The 17,034-nt window shown below is 46.2% G+C and carries 17 protein-coding genes and 1 other RNA gene; 2 read left to right on the top strand and 16 right to left on the bottom strand.

Annotated elements, in window-relative coordinates; genetic code table 11:
• On the top strand, window positions 1–187 hold a 187-nt coding region (locus ACESLK_RS28455; protein WP_373233198.1), incomplete at its 5' end, for a hypothetical protein.
• Here the strand turns inward: ACESLK_RS28455 and recR are convergent.
• The 15 genes from recR to ACESLK_RS28530 all read right to left on the bottom strand — a co-directional run bounded on the left by recR (window position 184) and on the right by ACESLK_RS28530 (window position 14,511).
• Entirely contained in the window at window positions 184–783 is a 600-nt protein-coding gene (recR, locus tag ACESLK_RS28460) for a recombination mediator RecR (protein ID WP_373233200.1), read from the bottom strand. The two genes, ACESLK_RS28455 and recR, sit on opposite strands and share 4 nt — an antisense overlap.
• Before the next feature lie 71 nt (window positions 784–854).
• Window positions 855–1,166: a YbaB/EbfC family nucleoid-associated protein gene (locus ACESLK_RS28465; protein ID WP_373233201.1), complete on the bottom strand. Its 312-nt coding sequence runs from the start codon at window positions 1,164–1,166 to the stop codon at window positions 855–857.
• Window positions 1,167–1,180: 14 nt separating this feature from the next.
• Window positions 1,181–2,974: a DNA polymerase III subunit gamma/tau gene (gene dnaX, locus ACESLK_RS28470; RefSeq protein ID WP_373233202.1), complete on the bottom strand. Its 1,794-nt coding sequence runs from the start codon at window positions 2,972–2,974 to the stop codon at window positions 1,181–1,183.
• Window positions 2,975–3,054: 80 nt separating this feature from the next.
• Window positions 3,055–4,182, bottom strand: coding sequence for a two-component system sensor histidine kinase NtrB (locus ACESLK_RS28475; RefSeq protein ID WP_373233203.1), 1,128 nt, complete (start codon window positions 4,180–4,182; stop codon window positions 3,055–3,057).
• Between the two features lie 200 nt (window positions 4,183–4,382).
• An RNA gene (gene ffs / locus ACESLK_RS28480) (signal recognition particle sRNA large type) lies at window positions 4,383–4,648 on the bottom strand.
• Between the two features lie 67 nt (window positions 4,649–4,715).
• Entirely contained in the window at window positions 4,716–5,129 is a 414-nt protein-coding gene (locus tag ACESLK_RS28485) for a hypothetical protein (protein WP_373233204.1), read from the bottom strand.
• Between the two features lie 64 nt (window positions 5,130–5,193).
• Complete coding sequence (gene rpmE / locus ACESLK_RS28490; protein WP_373233205.1) at window positions 5,194–5,391, bottom strand: 50S ribosomal protein L31; 198 nt, start codon at window positions 5,389–5,391, stop codon at window positions 5,194–5,196.
• A 123-nt stretch (window positions 5,392–5,514) separates the two neighbouring features.
• Complete coding sequence (locus ACESLK_RS28495; protein ID WP_373233206.1) at window positions 5,515–6,960, bottom strand: NAD-dependent malic enzyme; 1,446 nt, start codon at window positions 6,958–6,960, stop codon at window positions 5,515–5,517.
• A gap of 19 nt (window positions 6,961–6,979) precedes the next feature.
• Window positions 6,980–8,392: an aspartate ammonia-lyase gene (locus ACESLK_RS28500; RefSeq protein WP_373233207.1), complete on the bottom strand. Its 1,413-nt coding sequence runs from the start codon at window positions 8,390–8,392 to the stop codon at window positions 6,980–6,982.
• A gap of 19 nt (window positions 8,393–8,411) precedes the next feature.
• Entirely contained in the window at window positions 8,412–9,119 is a 708-nt protein-coding gene (locus ACESLK_RS28505) for an amino acid ABC transporter ATP-binding protein (RefSeq protein WP_373233208.1), read from the bottom strand.
• Entirely contained in the window at window positions 9,112–9,867 is a 756-nt protein-coding gene (locus ACESLK_RS28510) for an amino acid ABC transporter permease (RefSeq protein WP_373233210.1), read from the bottom strand. The genes ACESLK_RS28505 and ACESLK_RS28510 overlap by 8 nt, the downstream gene beginning before the upstream one ends.
• A 36-nt stretch (window positions 9,868–9,903) precedes the next feature.
• Window positions 9,904–10,707 carry a basic amino acid ABC transporter substrate-binding protein gene (locus ACESLK_RS28515; protein ID WP_373233211.1) on the bottom strand — a complete coding sequence of 268 codons (804 nt, stop codon included), beginning with the start codon at window positions 10,705–10,707 and terminating at the stop codon, window positions 9,904–9,906.
• A 43-nt stretch (window positions 10,708–10,750) separates the two neighbouring features.
• Window positions 10,751–12,190 (bottom strand): aldehyde dehydrogenase family protein, encoded by a 1,440-nt coding sequence (locus ACESLK_RS28520; RefSeq protein WP_373233212.1) that lies wholly within the window; start codon window positions 12,188–12,190, stop codon window positions 10,751–10,753.
• 42 nt (window positions 12,191–12,232) lie between these two features.
• A complete protein-coding gene (locus ACESLK_RS28525) occupies window positions 12,233–13,273 on the bottom strand; it encodes a homoserine dehydrogenase (protein ID WP_373233213.1) in 1,041 nt (346 codons plus the stop codon).
• A gap of 17 nt (window positions 13,274–13,290) precedes the next feature.
• Window positions 13,291–14,511, bottom strand: a complete 1,221-nt coding sequence (locus ACESLK_RS28530; protein WP_373233214.1) for a cystathionine gamma-synthase family protein — start codon at window positions 14,509–14,511, stop codon at window positions 13,291–13,293.
• A gap of 391 nt (window positions 14,512–14,902) precedes the next feature.
• Between ACESLK_RS28530 and ACESLK_RS28535 the strand changes: the two genes are divergently transcribed.
• On the top strand, window positions 14,903–15,550 hold the full coding sequence (locus ACESLK_RS28535) for a GntR family transcriptional regulator (RefSeq protein WP_373233215.1): 648 nt from the start codon (window positions 14,903–14,905) through the stop codon (window positions 15,548–15,550).
• 30 nt (window positions 15,551–15,580) lie between these two features.
• Here the strand turns inward: ACESLK_RS28535 and ACESLK_RS28540 are convergent, their stop codons facing one another.
• Window positions 15,581–16,855, bottom strand: coding sequence for a radical SAM family protein (locus ACESLK_RS28540; RefSeq protein ID WP_373233216.1), 1,275 nt, complete (start codon window positions 16,853–16,855; stop codon window positions 15,581–15,583).
• Between the last annotated feature and the right edge of the window lie 179 nt (window positions 16,856–17,034).

The following is a 17,034-nucleotide window of genomic DNA, read 5'->3' on the forward strand; positions in this document are numbered from 1 at the left end:
CAACGGTTCAGAACATGAAGAAGATTGCCCTCCAACTCGAAAGGAGGGAATTAGGGTAATATCCCCCTCGGATTTTAATGATCCTCTCTCCAAAAATGAAGAGAAACCCCTACGTCTCAAGAGACGGAGGTTTCTCGACGATCTGAGACGCCTAATTGGCGTCCCTAAACTCGATTATAAATTCTAATATAGCTCTCTGCGTCCTGACATAGCTTTGGAGAGCGTTACCTCGTCAGCATATTCTAAATCTCCGCCAACAGGAAGTCCGTGTGCTATTCGGGTTACTTTAATTCCGAACGGCTTTACCAAACGAGATAGGTACATCGCCGTCGCTTCGCCTTCAATGTTCGGATTCGTAGCCAGAATCAGCTCTTGTACCTGATCATCGCCTAACCTCCGTACCAATTCAGCTATACGGATATCGTCGGGTCCTAATCCGTCCATCGGAGATATCGCACCATTAAGCACATGATAATACCCATTAAAATCACGAATTCTTTCAATCGCCACCAGATCCTTCGGCTCCTGAACAACACAAATCGAAGAAACATCCCGCGATTTGTCGGAGCATATCCGGCAAGGATCGGTATCCGTAATGTTACAGCAGACAGAGCAATAAGTCAGGTTTCGTTTAACGCTCACAAGCGCTTTCGCGAAATCGACCACATCTTCTTCTTTCATTCGTAATACGAAAAATGCCAGCCGGGCAGCCGACTTCGGTCCGATGCCTGGAAGACGAGAAAAAGAGTCGATTAGCTTGGCAATCGGTTCTGGATAAAACAAGGGCTCTAGTCTCCTCTAATCATCGTTTCAACGGCTGGTTCACTCTCTGGATCGAGACATCCAATGTAAACTTAGAATAATCCAGGGATTTTCATTCCACCGGTATACTTACCCATATCTTGGTTCGCAAGCTCATCAGCTTTGCCAAGAGCATCATTAACCGCAGTAAGCACTAAATCCTGAAGCATCTCAATATCCTCGGGATCAACCGCTTCTGGTTTAATCTTAATGTCGAGGAGCTTCTTATGGCCATTAATGGAAACCGTGACTACCCCGCCGCCTGCCGTACCTTCAATTGTTTTGGTACCTAGCTCTTCCTGCGCCTTCATCATTTGCTCTTGCATCTTCTTCACTTGCTTCATCATTTGATTCATGTTATTCATCTCATATTTCCTCCCTAGTCGTCTTTAATCGTTACTAATTGTTCTCCGAACAAACGAACGGCCTCGTCAATCCATGGCTCCTCTTTAACTGCCGCCTCATCATCTGGCACAAGCTGCAGCTCTTCACCCTTCGCTTGATCCGCCTTCGGATTACCCCCGCTATCCGCTAATGCTTCCTGCCAGTCCTTCTGCATTATCGTAAGGAGCTGAGTTGGACTTCCAAGAATGGAGCTTAGCACCCCTTCAATTACCCCTTTGTTGGTTGGCTTCTCCGTTGTTTCACGGTGAATAGTGTTCCTAAAAGCAACCACAATGGTGTTCTCCGCGAAGGACACCGGCTCACCATCAACCAACCATGCATGAACAGTTACCCGTTCTTCCTTCACTCTCTGAAGAACCTGGGGCCATTTGGAAAGGGCAGCTCCAGCCGAACCCTTCGCCTCCACATACGCGTTCAGCTTCAAGCGAGGGATATTAGCAGATCGAGGTGCACTAGCGGCTCCAGTGGAAGCCTCAGCTGAATGGCCGCGAGAAAAGCCGCCACTACGGGAACCGGTTGAAGGCGAACCTCCCGAGGATGAAGGCATAGATCCACTGCTTAACATAGCTCCCAGCTTATTCTCTAAACTTGCGATCTGCTGCTTCAACTGCTGAAGCTCTCCGCGACTAATAGCTTCCCCTTCCACCCGGTTACCCGAGACCTTTTCCGGAGATGAAGATGCTGAACTGTCCGAACACAGCTTCAATAAAGCAATCTCAAACATCGTTTGTGGATGGGCTGCATATTTCATTTCGCCTTGATAACGATTCAATAAATCTATGATAGCAAATAATCGCTCGCGAGAAAATCCGTCCGACATCTCTTTCAGCTCAGCAGGATTGGCTATCCGTCCCGAGGAATCCCCGGCGTCAGGGGCTAATTGAGCGAGCAACAGATCCCGGAAATAATGCATAAGCTGCTCTAGGCATTTGTCCGCGCTTTTACCCGCCTTCATCATCTCATCAATCTCATGGAGCACTTTGCCGGCATCGCTCTCACGAACGGCAATTGCCAGTCTAGAGAATTGCTCCGACGGCAATCCGCCTGTCGCCTCGACAGAATGCTCTAGGCTAACTTGACCGCCTGTAAAGGAAGAGATCTGATCTAATAAGCTAAGCGCATCACGCATACCCCCATCGGATAAACGAGCAATATAACGGAGCGCTTCCTCTTCGGCTGCAATACGCTCCTCAACACAAATTTCGCGTAAACGACCCGTCTGTTCTTCTAACGAAACCCGCCGGAAGTCAAAACGTTGGCATCGTGAAATGATTGTTGGGGGAAGCTTATGAGGCTCGGTCGTAGCCAATATGAACATCACATGGCCAGGGGGCTCCTCCAACGTCTTAAGCAATGCGTTAAAGGCTTCTGTCGTAAGCATGTGTACTTCATCGATAATATACACTTTACGCCGCACTTCCGTCGGCGAGTATTTCACTTTATCTCGAATATCGCGAATCTCTTCAACTCCGCGGTTAGATGCCGCATCGATTTCCACAACATCCATCACCGAGCCGCTAGTAATCCGCTGACATTGCGAGCATTCATTACAAGGCTCCGGAGCTGGGCCATGCTCGCAGTTGACGGCCTTGGCCAATATTTTGGCAGCGCTTGTTTTCCCGGTTCCTCGCGGACCGCTGAACAGATACGCATGAGAGAGACGGTTTTCACGTATTGCGTTTTGCAGGGTCTGTACAATATGTTGCTGCCCGACCATGTCCTGGAACGTCTGGGGACGCCAGGCCCGGTACAAAGCAAGGTGTGCCATTGCTTGTCGCTCCCGTCAGCTTGCCGTTTCGTCTATTATACATCATCACGACAGCGCTCTCCACCGCCCACACTGATTTCCTACTCCATATCTCTCCGTTGATAAGGCAAACGAACGGTAAACCGCGAGCCGTTCTTATCGGAGGCAACCTCAATACTGCCTCCCAAATCGTGAACGATTCTCTGGCAGACAGACAAACCCAATCCAGTCCCCTGCGGCTTCGTAGTAAAAAATGGATCAAAAACCTTCTCCAGTTCGCTCGCAGGAATTCCCATTCCAGTATCAGATATTTCCACTGCGATTTTTCCTGCCTGATCCGGCTGGCTTTGTTCACGAATTATTAATGTCCCTCCCCCCTCCATTGCTTCGATCGCGTTTTTTCCTAAATTTAGGAACACTTGCTTCAAAAGCTCTTTATCAACCAAAATCGGCAGCGATTCCTGATTAGGATAATATTGTATTATGACATTATGGAGGTGAGCTTCATTTCGTATTATAGGTAGAATTTCTTGAAGCACTACATCAATTCTGATTGCCATTCGCTTCATTTTTTTAGGTTTGCTCAGCAACAGGAAATCACTGACTAAATCATTTACTCTTTCAATCTCCGACAAAACAATGCCGACGTATTCCTGTTCCTTGCTCATATCGCGTTCCGCCAGGGTTTTACTCAATAATTGCATGAACCCTTTAATGGCTGTAAGCGGATTACGAATTTCGTGGGCAGTCCCCGCTGCAATCTGACCAATCGTCTTCAGGCGATCCGAGCGTCTAATCTGCTCCTCCAGCATAATCAGATGAGATACGTCGCGAAAAAGAATAAACGCACCTGCTATTACTCCATTGTACTCAAGCACTTCCCCATCCAGCATCAACTCGTGAGTATGATTATGCAGTGTCCAATTCAGCAATCGATTGCGAAACGTAATCCCGTCAAGTAAGGTTCGGTCAAAAGGCGGAGGCTTCAAGGAAAGAAGCTCGAAACATTCTTCTACCGGTTTCTCCACCATGCTCATTCGATCGCAACCGAATATAGTGCAAATCATTTCACTGATCTCGACGATGCGGAATTCCGAATCTAATATTAAAACTCCGGTACCCTCTAATTCTAAAAAGCGATTCGCAAACTGCTGCATATAGAATTTCTGCTTTAGTTGATAGGAGTCGTTTTCCCCACTATCCGAGAATAAGGTCAATTCGTCCTTCATTCCCCTTCACCTCCGGTCTGCGAGCCAAGTTATTGTAAATATTCGGGATAAACGTTAATTTTACCTCTTTTTTACCCATTGGTCCTATGTCATTTGGATCATTGTAATTAATAAAATAACAAAAAAGCACCCGGCATGGTACTTGCGCCTAAGTGCTTCAATTACTCTATTATAGAAATGCCTTATAGAAATAATTAGGACCGTGCACCTGTTCTTGATACTTGTGATCCAGCCGTATAGGAGTGAGCCGCTCAAGCCGAGCTGCCCTCCAGCACAAAAACTAAACCACTTATGGCTGCTTCCTTCCGGACCTGACCGGGTTCATGGCCGTCCCTCGCGGAGGACTCTGCCGTCAACACGACGCAAAACCTACCGGAACCTGCATCACAAAACCTAAAACAGGAATTCAACCTCGCTGGAGCGGATTGCGAGTTACAGGGCACCGCTACCTCCCCGTCTAGCACGGCTAACTTAGTATAGCGAATTGAACGAGGAAGTGCAACCGATGGGAACCATTCCCTGCGCGGTTGTTTCTATCTCGTAGAGCTGACATGAATCGTATATCGCGGAAAATTGAAACGAAGCACGGAAGCCGCTTCGCGCTCTACCGTCGGGATCTCCCGCGCTTCTAATCCTGGATCAAGCTTAATGGTTACATAAGCATCTGCTCCATTAAACGTAACGTTCGAGCCATTCACGCCTGGCACGTTCTGAATTGCTTGGTTTATTAGATTATTATCTGCATTATAATTATTTACCATGTTATGCCCCGGGATTTTCGGATAGCTGTTCGTCCTTCCCAGATAACCGTCATCGCCATAGCTATTGGACTTTATTCCATTCGTGTTGCCGGCATTGTTGATTCCAGTATTCCCGCAAGCCGATATGACCATTAACACACAAGCTACAGCAACCATCCATACGGCTGTTGTCCGTTGTTTTTGCATGAAAAAAACCTCCCTTTATCCAGTTAGGATTTCAAGGGAGGCTTATCTCTATACGGCAATTTGATTAAATACCGTATTTTTTCTTAAACTTGTCAACACGTCCGCCTGCATCGATAAACTTCTGTTTACCTGTATAGAACGGATGGCACTGAGAACAAATTTCTACTTTAAGATTCGATTTGATCGAACCAGTTTCGAAAGTGTTTCCGCATGCGCAAGATGCCGTTATTACGTTGTATTGCGGATGAATGGATGGTTTCAAAGGGTTCACCTCTTTCTGCCCTGAATCAACATGTGGATCCAGAGTAATAGACACATGAGCAGATTATATCACACTAGATGCGCCACTGACAAGATTAATTCCATTGTACCCGGCAACTTCAGTTCAATATAGAGCTGCCGCCTCATACTGTGTTTCTCCAGCTTTACGGCGTCTTGCCACCCCGGATTCATAGGCAGCTGCAATGACTGCTTCCCGAACCTTCTCGACGACATTTTGATTAAAAACACTGGGAATGATGTACTGTTCATTACGTTCATCATCCGATACGACAGATGCGATCGCACTTGCCGCGGCCAGCTTCATGTGCTCTGTTATTTTGGATGCGCGGCAATCCAGTACCCCGCGGAAAATCCCGGGGAAACACAGAACATTATTAATTTGATTCGGGTAGTCCGATCTCCCTGTCGCCATGACACGTACATACGGTTCCGCTTCCTCAGGCAATATCTCAGGAGTCGGGTTCGCCATAGCGAACACGATCGCATCCCTTGCCATGCTTTTTACGTCTTCAACCTTAAGCGCGCCCGGTCCGGAAAGTCCGATGAAGACGTCGGAACCTTTAATGGCTTCGGAAAGTTGTCCAGTTATACCCTCAGGATTGGTATGTTCGGCGTACCATTGCCATTCCACATTATCGTAAGAGAACCCCTTGGCGATCACCCCGAGCTTATCCACCCCGATAACATTTGTCGCCCCGGCGGCAAGAAGCATTCTTGTGCAGGCGATCCCGGCAGCGCCGACCCCGCATACAACCACTTTGCAGTTAGCCAATAGTTTGTTCACGACCTTTAATGCATTCATGAGACCTGCGATCAACACGACAGCCGTTCCGTGCTGATCGTCATGAAACACAGGGATATCCAGTTCATCAATCAATCTGCGTTCGATTTCAAAGCAACGCGGCGACGAAATATCCTCCAGATTGATTCCTCCAAACGCAGGTGCGATTGCTTTGGCTATCTGAATGATTTCTTCTGTATTCTGCGTGTTCAAACAAATCGGGAACGCATCCACCCCAGCCATTTGTTTAAAAAGCATCGCCTTGCCTTCCATTACTGGCATCGCAGCCTCTGGGCCTATGTTACCTAAACCGAGCACCGCAGAACCATCGGATATTACAGCAACAGTATTTCTTTTTATTGTAAGGGTGTGGGCTTTCCAAGGATCATCATGAATCGCCATACAAACGCGGGCTACCCCCGGCGTATAAACTCGTGATAAATCATCGCGGTTTTTGATCGGCATCTTCGGTGTCATTTCGATTTTCCCGCCAAGATGCATCAGAAAAGTCTGATCCGAAATGTGGATGATCTTCACCCCTTTTATAAGACCCAGGGCATTGATAATGGTGTCGGCTTGGTGTTGGTCCCCGACATTTATCGTTAAATCGCGAATGGTTGTCATTTTACCGGATTGGATGACGTCGATAGCAACCATATCACCGCCTGCGTTTCCAATGGATGTAGCGATTAGCCCGAAGGTGGCAAGTTCTTTGCTGGCCTCAATCCGCAAAACGATATTCGTACTACCCGATGCAGTTACAACCATGTAAAACCCTCCCTTAACCTCATCTGATTTTGAAGCGGGCGCCGGCAATTCCCGGTGTCGTCATTTCATAAGGATTCAAAATCTCTTCCAGCTCATCCTCGGATAGAAACTGATGCTCCAAACAAATTTCTTTGATCGAAGATCCGGTTTGGATGGCTTCTTTCACGAGCCTGGAAGCGACTTCGTAGCCTAAATGAGGGCTTAACGCTGTTAGAACACCAAAACTTTGATTTACATATTGCTTGCACACTTCCTCGTTCGCTTCGAGATCTTCAACGGCATTCCGCAAAAATACGTCTAAGCCATTGCCCAAGATAGAAAGAGATTGAAGCAAATTGTACGCGATGACAGGGCTCATTACGTTAAGCTCAAATTGTCCCGCTTCCGCCGCTAAACAAATCGTATGATCATTCCCCATAATTTGAAACGCAATTTGATTGATCACTTCAGGCAATACCGGGTTCACTTTGCCTGGCATGATCGAGGAACCTGGTTGCATGGGGGAAAGCCGAATTTCATTAAATCCCGCCCTAGGTCCTGAAGCCATCAATCGTAAATCATTGCAAATTTTTGAAAGATTGATTGCAAAAACTTTCAACGCAGACGACAGAGCTGTATATGCATCCGTATTTTGAGTGGAATCTACCAAATCTTCTGCGGTTTTCACGGGAATGCCAAGCTGTTCGGACAAATGTCTTGTTACCCGTTCGATATACTTCGTATCGGCATTCAATCCTGTGCCGACAGCCGTCGCTCCCATATTGACAGATAATAACTCTTCCGAAGCGCGAATGATTCTTTCCCTGTCTCTTGCGATCACGCGAGCGTAAGCGCTGAATTCCTGACCCAAACGGATCGGAACCGCATCTTGAAGATGGGTTCGTCCCATCTTCAGGATAGGGTCGAATTGCTTCGCCTTTTCAAACAGCTTCTCTACCAGAGCCGTTACGATCCGTATTAACCTTTCGGAAAGACGATATGCCGCGATTTTTATCGCTGTCGGCACCGTATCATTGGTAGATTGGGACATATTAACGTGGTTGTTGGGGGAACAAAAGAAATACTCTCCCTTTTCTTTCCCCATGATTTCCAAGGCCCGATTGGCTAACACTTCGTTCATATTCATATTTATCGAAGTTCCAGCTCCGCCCTGGATGGAATCGACGATAAAATGCTCTGATAAAGCCCCAGCGCTTATCTCTTCGGCTGCTTGTACAATTGCCATACCTATATTCCTAGGCAGCATGTGCGTATCCATATTAGCCTGCGCCGCTGCTTTTTTAACTTCGGCTAAAGCTTTAACTAATTCTTCTTTTATAGGTGTACCCGTGATTGGAAAGTTCTCTGCTGCCCGCATCGTTTGGACACCATAGTAGGCCCAACTGGGCACACTTTTTTCACCTAAAAAATCTTTTTCAAGTCGATACGACATTTTTTATCTCCTCGAATGACTAAAGTGCCCGCATACGTTCATTTTGTGAAACGCTACAAATTTGGTTCGGGGATCCATCTGCTGTAACTATCCCTTTATCGACAATGATCACGCGATCAGCTACTTCCCGCGCAAAGCCCATTTCGTGTGTAACGACCACCATCGTCATCCCCTCGCTTGCAAGTGACCTCATCACATCAAGCACTTCGCCAACCATTTCCGGATCAAGCGCGGAAGTAGGTTCGTCAAATAGCATGATTTTCGGCTGCATCGCAAGGGCTCGGGCAATAGCTACACGTTGCTGTTGGCCTCCCGATAATGTGTTGGGATATACATTTGCTTTCTCAGAAAGACCCACTTTCGTTAAAAGTGAGATTGCTCTTTTTTTTGCTTCATCATTCGATACCTTGCGTATCTTTCTCGGCGCTAACATGATATTTTCCAGAACGGTCATATGAGGAAATAGGTTAAATCGTTGAAACACCATTCCCACTTCTTCTCTCACCTTGTCCATATTTACATTTCGATCGCTTATCTGAATGCCGTCAACAATGATTTCTCCTGAAGAAATTTCTTCAAGACCATTCAAACAACGCAAAAACGTACTTTTCCCTGAACCTGAGGGGCCGATCACACAGACAACTTCCCGCTCCTTAATTTCACAGGTGATGCCATTCAATACTTTGTTTTTACTGAAATATTTATGAAGATTGGAAACTTTAATCACCTTTTCCGTACCTCCTTTCAAGCCAAGAAACAATTAACGATAAGCCTAAAGTCAAAATCAGGTACATGAAAGAGATGGTAAGATAAGGTTCCCATACGCGAGTCGTTGCGCCAAATGCTGTGCGGGCGGCGTAGGCCAACTCTCCAAGACCGATAGCAGACACTAATGAAGAGTCTTTCAACAACGCTATGGTTTCGTTTCCAAGTGCAGGCAGCATTCTGCGAAAAGCTTGCGGTATGATGATAAACCGCATTGTTTTGCCATAGGGCATACCCAAGGAACGCGAAGCTTCCGCCTGCCCCTTATCGATCGATTGGATTCCCGCACGAAATATTTCCGCAATATAAGCGCCTGCGTTCAAGGTTAGCGCTACTACTCCTGAAAGAAACGTACCGGAAAGTATTCCGGTATTGGATAATTTAATGCTGCGCGCTAATTCGCCGGAAATGAATAACCCATTCTCCGGATGGATTAATAAAGGCATTAAGCCAAAGTGTATGATGAGAATTTGAACAAACAGAGGCGTTCCTCGGAAAAGTGTGATGTAGAATATGGCCGGCCAGCGAATGAATATTGCCGATACATATTTTAATACGCCGTTCTTGAACTTCGCCAAACGCCCAAGCGCCGCAAACAAACCAAGCGCGGTTCCGAGCAAAACGGAGACGGCCGTAACTTCTAATGTCATAACGGCGCCTTTCATGAACATAGGCATATAACTCTCAATGATGTCCCATCTAAACCCCATACGCTACCCTACCTTCATCTGTTCAATAGGAGTTAACTATTCGCCAAAATGCTTCTTATAGATCTCATCGTAGGTCCCATCCGCTTTAATTTTCTTCAAGCCTTCATTAATCATATCTACTAACTCCTTGTTTCCCTTCTTAACCACAAGACCATAGAACTCTTTATCGAATGATTCGTCTTCAACCGTCATTAAGCCCTTGTCTGAATTATTATTCACATAATTATTTACAACACCATTGTCAGCCACGACGGCTTCAACTCCGCCATTCTCCAGTTCTTTCAAAGCTAGCGGCGTATTTTCAAAACGAATAACGTCCTTACTGTCTTTCCCTAGCAAATCCGTAACGACTATATCTCCGGTTGTACCGGTATGAACGCCAACTTTTTTCCCTTTCAAATCTTCAAACTTTATAACGGGAGAATCCTTGCCTGCCGCAATGGATTGCTTTGCTTCGAAATAAGGCTCGGAGAAATCCATCTCTTTCGAACGTTCCTCCGTAATTGTAATGGCTGATATCAGAATATCGCGATCGCCATTCGTAAGAGTAGCGAACATACCTTCCCAAGGGGTATTGACAAGCCTGACCTTGAACCCGCCTTTATCCGCGATAGCCTTCACAATGTCAATATCAAATCCGACGAACTCATTCTTTTCCGTCAAAGATTCGAATGGAGCATAGCTGGCGTCTGTAGCAACGACATATTCTTTAAGCGAAGGAGAAGCGCCATTGCTGCTGCCGTTTTCTACTGCCATCTGTGTCTTGCTTCCGCTGCAGCCGACAATAGCGATTGCAAGTAATGCGGTAATAGCATACATGAGAATTTTAATGTTTTTCATTTTAGTTGCTCCCCTCGATTTTCAAAAGTAGAATATCTGCACATTAGAGCTTAAAGCATACGACTTTGGCATCCGTCATTTCCTGAAGCGTAAACTTAACACCTTCCCGACCCAATCCCGATCCCTTCACTCCGCCAAAAGGCATGGCATCAATTCGGTAATCGGAACTGTCGTTGATCATGACACCTCCAACCTCCAATTTACGAATAGCGAAGAACGCCTTCTCCAAATCCCGAGTGAATATACCCGCTTGCAAGCCGAAATTCACACTATTCGCCAGGCGAACGGCACTCTCTAGATCAGACACGGGATACAAGGTGACTACGGGACCAAAGATTTCATCACTGGCCAGCTTGCAATCCGCAGGAACGTTCTCCATAACTGTCGGGTAATAATAAGCCCCTTCGCGCTTGCCGCCGCACAGCAATTTGCCGCCTTTTTCCACCGCTTCGTTTACCCAGCTTTCTACTCTCTTGGCTTCCTTCTCATTAATAAGCGGCCCCATATCGGTGTGCTCCGAAAGTTTATTTCCTACACGGTACTTGAGAGTATGGGAAACAAATTCAGATACGAATTTCTCATAGACACCCTCCTGCACGTAAATCCGTTGTACTCCCAGACAGTTTTGCCCCGCCGCCCAGAATGCTCCGGACAAGGTTGATAAGACAGCATTCGATAAATCTGCATCGTTCAAGACAATGGCCGGGGAGTTGGAACCGAGCTCCATACTCATTTTCTTAAGTCCCGCTTTTTGCATGATGGATTTACCTGTCGAAAGCCCCCCCGTAAAGGAAATCATCCGAACATCGGGATGGGTCACCAGCACATCGCCGATTTCACGGTCATCTCCCGTAATCACCGATAATACCTTTGGAGGAAGCCCAGCCCGATCAAATGCTTCCGCCAGCAAAAAGGCGCTTAAAGGAGTGGCAAGGGAAGGCTTGACTATAATGGCATTGCCCGCGGCAATAGCTGGCCCAACCTTATGTGCTGTCAGATTAAGCGGGTCGTTGAATGGCGTTATCGCCGCGATCACTCCTATAGGGAACCGATAATAATAGCCGACGCGGTTTTCGCTTCCCGGCATTTGGTCGAATGAAAGGGTTTCCCCGTTTATTCGCCTTGCTTCTTCGGCACTGATTCGCAGCGTTTCAATGCAGCGCCTTACTTCTTTTCTCGCTTCCGTAATTGTCTTGCTGCTTTCCCTGGCAATCGTCTCGGCATACAGCTCCATATGATCTTCTATCCAGGCTGCTGCCCGATTTAATACAGCAATTCGTTCATGTACAGGCATAGCCGACGCGATAAGAAATCCCTCTGTCGCTTGTTCAATGGCATGAAGCATATCTTCCGCGGATGCCGAAGGGACCGTAGCAATCAAGCTGTTGTCCTGTGGATCGAACACATCAATGGTTCTTTCGCGAAATACCCATTCACCAGCCAACAGCATTGGTTTTCTCATCGTCAACGTTTCCATAAGCATCCCACTCACCTCAAAAGAATTATTTTGGATAACGGCCATCGCTTATAACTGTCCGCGGCTAATATTGATCAAATCAATCAAGATGGAAAACCCGGTTTCCTTGCGCCCCGCTCCAGCCCCGATAAGTGTAATAGGACCGGCCAAATCGCAATCGTACGTAATGGCATTTACCGCTCCTCCGACTGCTGCCAAGGGGTCTGTCAAAGGAAGAGATTCAGGGCTTACTTTCGCAATCACTCGGTCGCCATCTCTTCTGCAGGCGGCGATCAGCTTCCAGCGTTTCCCTTCCTCTTTGGCTCTTTGAATGTCCTCCGGTGTCAGATGACTGATTCCTTCACATGCCACGTCTTCTCTTTTGAGTGAACCATTCATCACGACATTGGCGAGAATTGTTATTTTGTATTGCGCGTCATAACCTTCCACATCGTTAGTCGGGTCTGCCTCTGCATAACCCAAAGCCTGGGCCTCGGCAAGCGACTCTTTGTAACTCATCCCTTCTTCCATCTTGGTCAGGATATAGTTGGTCGTCCCATTTAATATTCCTTTGATTTCGTTGATTGTATTGCCTGCGAGCGAAACGAGAGGCATTCGGAGTGCAGGCGTTCCACTCATAACCGTACCTTCATACCCCCAACGGACACCCTTCTTTTGCGCCAATTCAGAGAGTTCCCGATAGGCCAGAGCTACCGGACCTTTATTGCTCATGACTACATTTTTTCCATTTTCAAATGCTGCTTTGCAGTGATCAATCGCAGGTTGTCCGGTTTTCACATCCGTGAAGGTCAATTCCACAATCGTATCCGCATTGGTCTCCTGTATCGTTTGGAAACTGTTCATCCCCCTGATCAGACCGGATTCATCGGGATAGCTGTCGAGTTTTCCCGTTTCTTTAACAACACGGAGAGCTTCTGCAAGATTTAATCCCTCAGGATGGTAAAGAGAACCCTTCATAAGATCGGAAATAGCCACGACTTTTGCATTTAAACCTATATCCACCGCTAGGGACTTCCCTTTCTCCACGAAAATTTCCGCCAATCCTTGGCCAACGATGCCGAAACCCAGCAATGCGATTTTGTGCTCCATGATCATACCCCTTTGAATTAGATAATTTTCACTCGTATTGGAAGCTTGGATTCCAAATATTCGAAGGCTTGCCGCAGGTCCTCTATCAGATCTTCCGTGTCTTCAATCCCGACCGAGATCCTAAGAAGGCCTTCCGAGATCCCGAGGGACTTCCGCTCTTCCGGCGTACATTCGACATGGCTAGTTGTCCTGGCGGGCCCGTATATCGTTTCAACGGCCCCTAAGTTTCCCGCACGGTTTGCATATTTAAGCTTGGGAAGCAGAATTTTGATAGCATCCATTTCATCTTTTAAGATGAAACTTAGAATACCGCCGAAACCTCTCATTTGCTCTTTGGCGATCAAATGACCCGTATGTGTTACCAGACCCGGATAATAAACAGCCTCCACTAGAGGTTGCGTTTGCAAATAGGCAGCGATTTCCATAGCGCTCTTCTCTTGCTGTTGAACTCGAATCTTCAGTGTCTTCATCCCTCTTAGGATGAGATAAGCCGACCATGGATCCATCGTCGCTCCGTTGATTTCACGATAATGATATACATGCGCCATCAATTCCGTAGACCCGCATACTACGCCTCCTAACACGTCTGCATGACCGCTTAAAAATTTCGTAGCGCTGTGAACAACGATGTCAGCCCCCCATTTCAGCGGATTTTGATTGATAGGAGTTGCAAATGTGTTATCCACTATGACCATGGCACCTACTGCTTTGGCCGCTTTAGCCAATCGATTGATGTCCGTGATTTTCAGTGTCGGGTTCGTAGGTGTTTCCAGATACAAGATCTTGCAGCCTTTTGCTATTTCGCGTTCTATTTCGGCATGGTCGCCTGTTGTGCATAATTTAACATCCACATGAATGTTGCTCAGAAATTCAGTGAAGATTTTATTCGTCCCGCCGTAAGTATCCTTTACGGATACAACACGGTTGCCCGGTCTCAAAAAGGTATACAGCGTGCTGCTGATGGCCGCCATCCCAGATGAAAATCCGACAGCCGCTTCCGCCCCTTCCAGAATTCTGATCTTCTCTTCAAAAGCCTGAACGGTAGGATTTGACATCCGGTTATAGATGTATCCCGGTCGATCGCCCATCGCAACCCTGTACCATTCATCGACGTCTTCATAATCGTAAGCAACACTCATGACAACAGGCACCTGCGTTGCCCCAAAAGCCCTGAATTCTTTTTCCCCTGCCCAGACAACTTTAGTTCCCATATGTGCACTTTCGATTTCTTTGCTCATGTTTTCTCACCTTTCGTTTGACTTCCATCGTACAAATAAAATCGAATTTGTTTTTCTCTCCACATTCTCATAATACTTTATATTATATATTGTATACATAATACTCTATAATTCACCCTCATAATTTACCTTAACCTCTTTCTTTCGTCGAATGCTGGCCTAGGGTTGTTTACTCTCTGCAGACCTTAAATATACTGTGGATTGTATATTGTATACAGTATTATATAAAGAATCTTAGCATCGTTCAAATCTTTAATCAAGATTTATTTTTTTCCGTCAAAGTATATACGCTAAGGCACCACAGCTTGAATAACCCATAATTGAGTGATAAAATCAAAGCATTCAATATACAGTATATTGTATTTTATACTTCAGCTAGGAGGTAACTAAAATGATTAAAAATAAATATCAGTCACTGAAAGATCACGTCTATACCTACATTGCCGAGTGTATACAGAATGGAACGTTACTTCCCAATCAAAAATTAAGCGAGAACTCCATCTGCGAAAAACTGGAGGTAAGCCGGACACCGGTGCGTGAAGCGCTAATACAGCTGGCCTCCGAAAATTATTTGGAATATTACCCTCGCCGAGGTTTTGTTGTGAAGGAATTAGACACCAAGAAGAAGCTTGATGTTTTTCAATTAATCGGTACATTAGACGCTTTAGCCGCCAGATTATCCGTATCGTATATCTCTGAGGAAGATATTTCCAAAATGGAGAAATTCGCTGATGAGATCGATACGTCGATTAAGCAACAAAATTATTCCGATTACCAGCTCTACCAAAATGAATTTCATAATATATACATCCATAAATGCAATAATGATACACTGATTGAATTGTTAGAGTCACTACAAAACAGCTTTGTCAGACAAACTTATTTAAGTAACGATAAAACAAAACTGTATACGGTACTTGAGCAAATGAATATTGAGCATAAACAAATGATCCAGTTGTTTAAAAAGAAAGATGAAGAGGGTCTAGAAAATTTCCTCAAAAATGTCCATTGGAAAATCAGTTACACCGATATGATCTAGTTTTGCAGATTGGATAGGAAAAAAAGGAACTCAGCCAAGATTGCGGCCGAGTTCCTTTGTTGTTTTCCCAGGAGGGACATGCGTATAGGAACCAATCACCACATCGGGAAGTTCCTCACGATAAATGTCCAGCAAAGTTTTCATGCCGTAGATCTCGCCTTTAGCCGGTGGAATTAGGGATAAATAGGCATCGGGATCGATATTCAGATTCCGCATTTGAATTAATTTTAACCCCGTTCTCCGAACAAAGCCGATCATGGCCTCCACCTCTTCTTCCCGATCTGTTACCCCGGGGAAAATCAAATAGTTAATGGAGGTGTAGACACCTTTGTCTGCCGCATACTTCAGCGACTTCTCTACATTCATAAGTGTATAGCCGCGTGGTTTGTAGTAGACGTTGTAATGCTCGTCCAGAGCACTGATCGTGCTGACGCGCATGAGATCCAAGCCCGCATCGGTAATCGCACGCATATGGTCACTAAGTCCCGCATTTGTATTAATGTTGATATAACCCAGAGAGGTTTGCGCGCGCACGCGTTTAATCGCTTCGATAATCGTCTTAGCCTGCGTGGACGGTTCGCCTTCGCAGCCCTGTCCGAAGCTAATGATCGATTCTGGGGTCTTTAGGTGCTCAAGCATAATATCGACAACTTCATCGGCCTCGGGCTTGAATTTCAGACGGGTTTGGGGCGCGACAAACCCACTGTCATCCGGTTGCTCCGAGATACAGCCATAACAGCCGGCATTACAGGAGAAGGATACCGGTACAGCCCCTTCTAAGCGCTGCAAGAATGTATTGGATGCCGTTAAGCATTCATATTCCAATGCGCAATGGGAAAGATGCTTATAGAGCTTGTTATCCGGATAGGTCGCAAGCAAACGATTCACTTCGATTTCCAGCTCTTTGCGATCGCAATTTTCTGGATTCCATGGTTCGGGATCGTCACTTTGGCCAGCTGCTACATAGAATCCATTATCCTTCCATACGACAGCGGTGTAACCGAATAAAGGGAATTTCTGCGTTTTGTCTGTCTTGGAGTATCCAGGAACATAGAAACGTGTAAAGCCTTGAGGAAGCAAAGCTCCCACCGCCTGATAGGCGCCGGGAATTAGGCTCATTTTACCGCTAACGGGATCCATTCCAATTGGACGGGTGAATGGAAGACCTACGAGGGTAGCCCCAGCAGGCAGCGGAATAAGCTCCTCTTCAAGAAGTTCTACGAGATCATTGCCACTGCGGGCAACACCGTAAAGCTCCGGATGATCGAATACATTACCTTGTTCGTCTGCATATACCAGATGCATGGGCCAAGCCCTCCTCTACATTACACTTAAGAGGTAGTTCAAAAAGTCATATTTTGATCACGAAGTAAAGCAAGAAGCGGGTTCGGCATCGAATCTTGAATTCAGCCGGGCCTTCCGGTGCTCACGTAGCTTTAACCTACGCTCTGCTCCTCAGTCCCTAGCTTCATCCAACCTTCTCG

Source organism: Cohnella sp., from assembly GCF_041640265.1.
In the GTDB taxonomy this organism is placed as follows: Bacteria; Bacillota; Bacilli; order Paenibacillales; family Paenibacillaceae; genus Cohnella.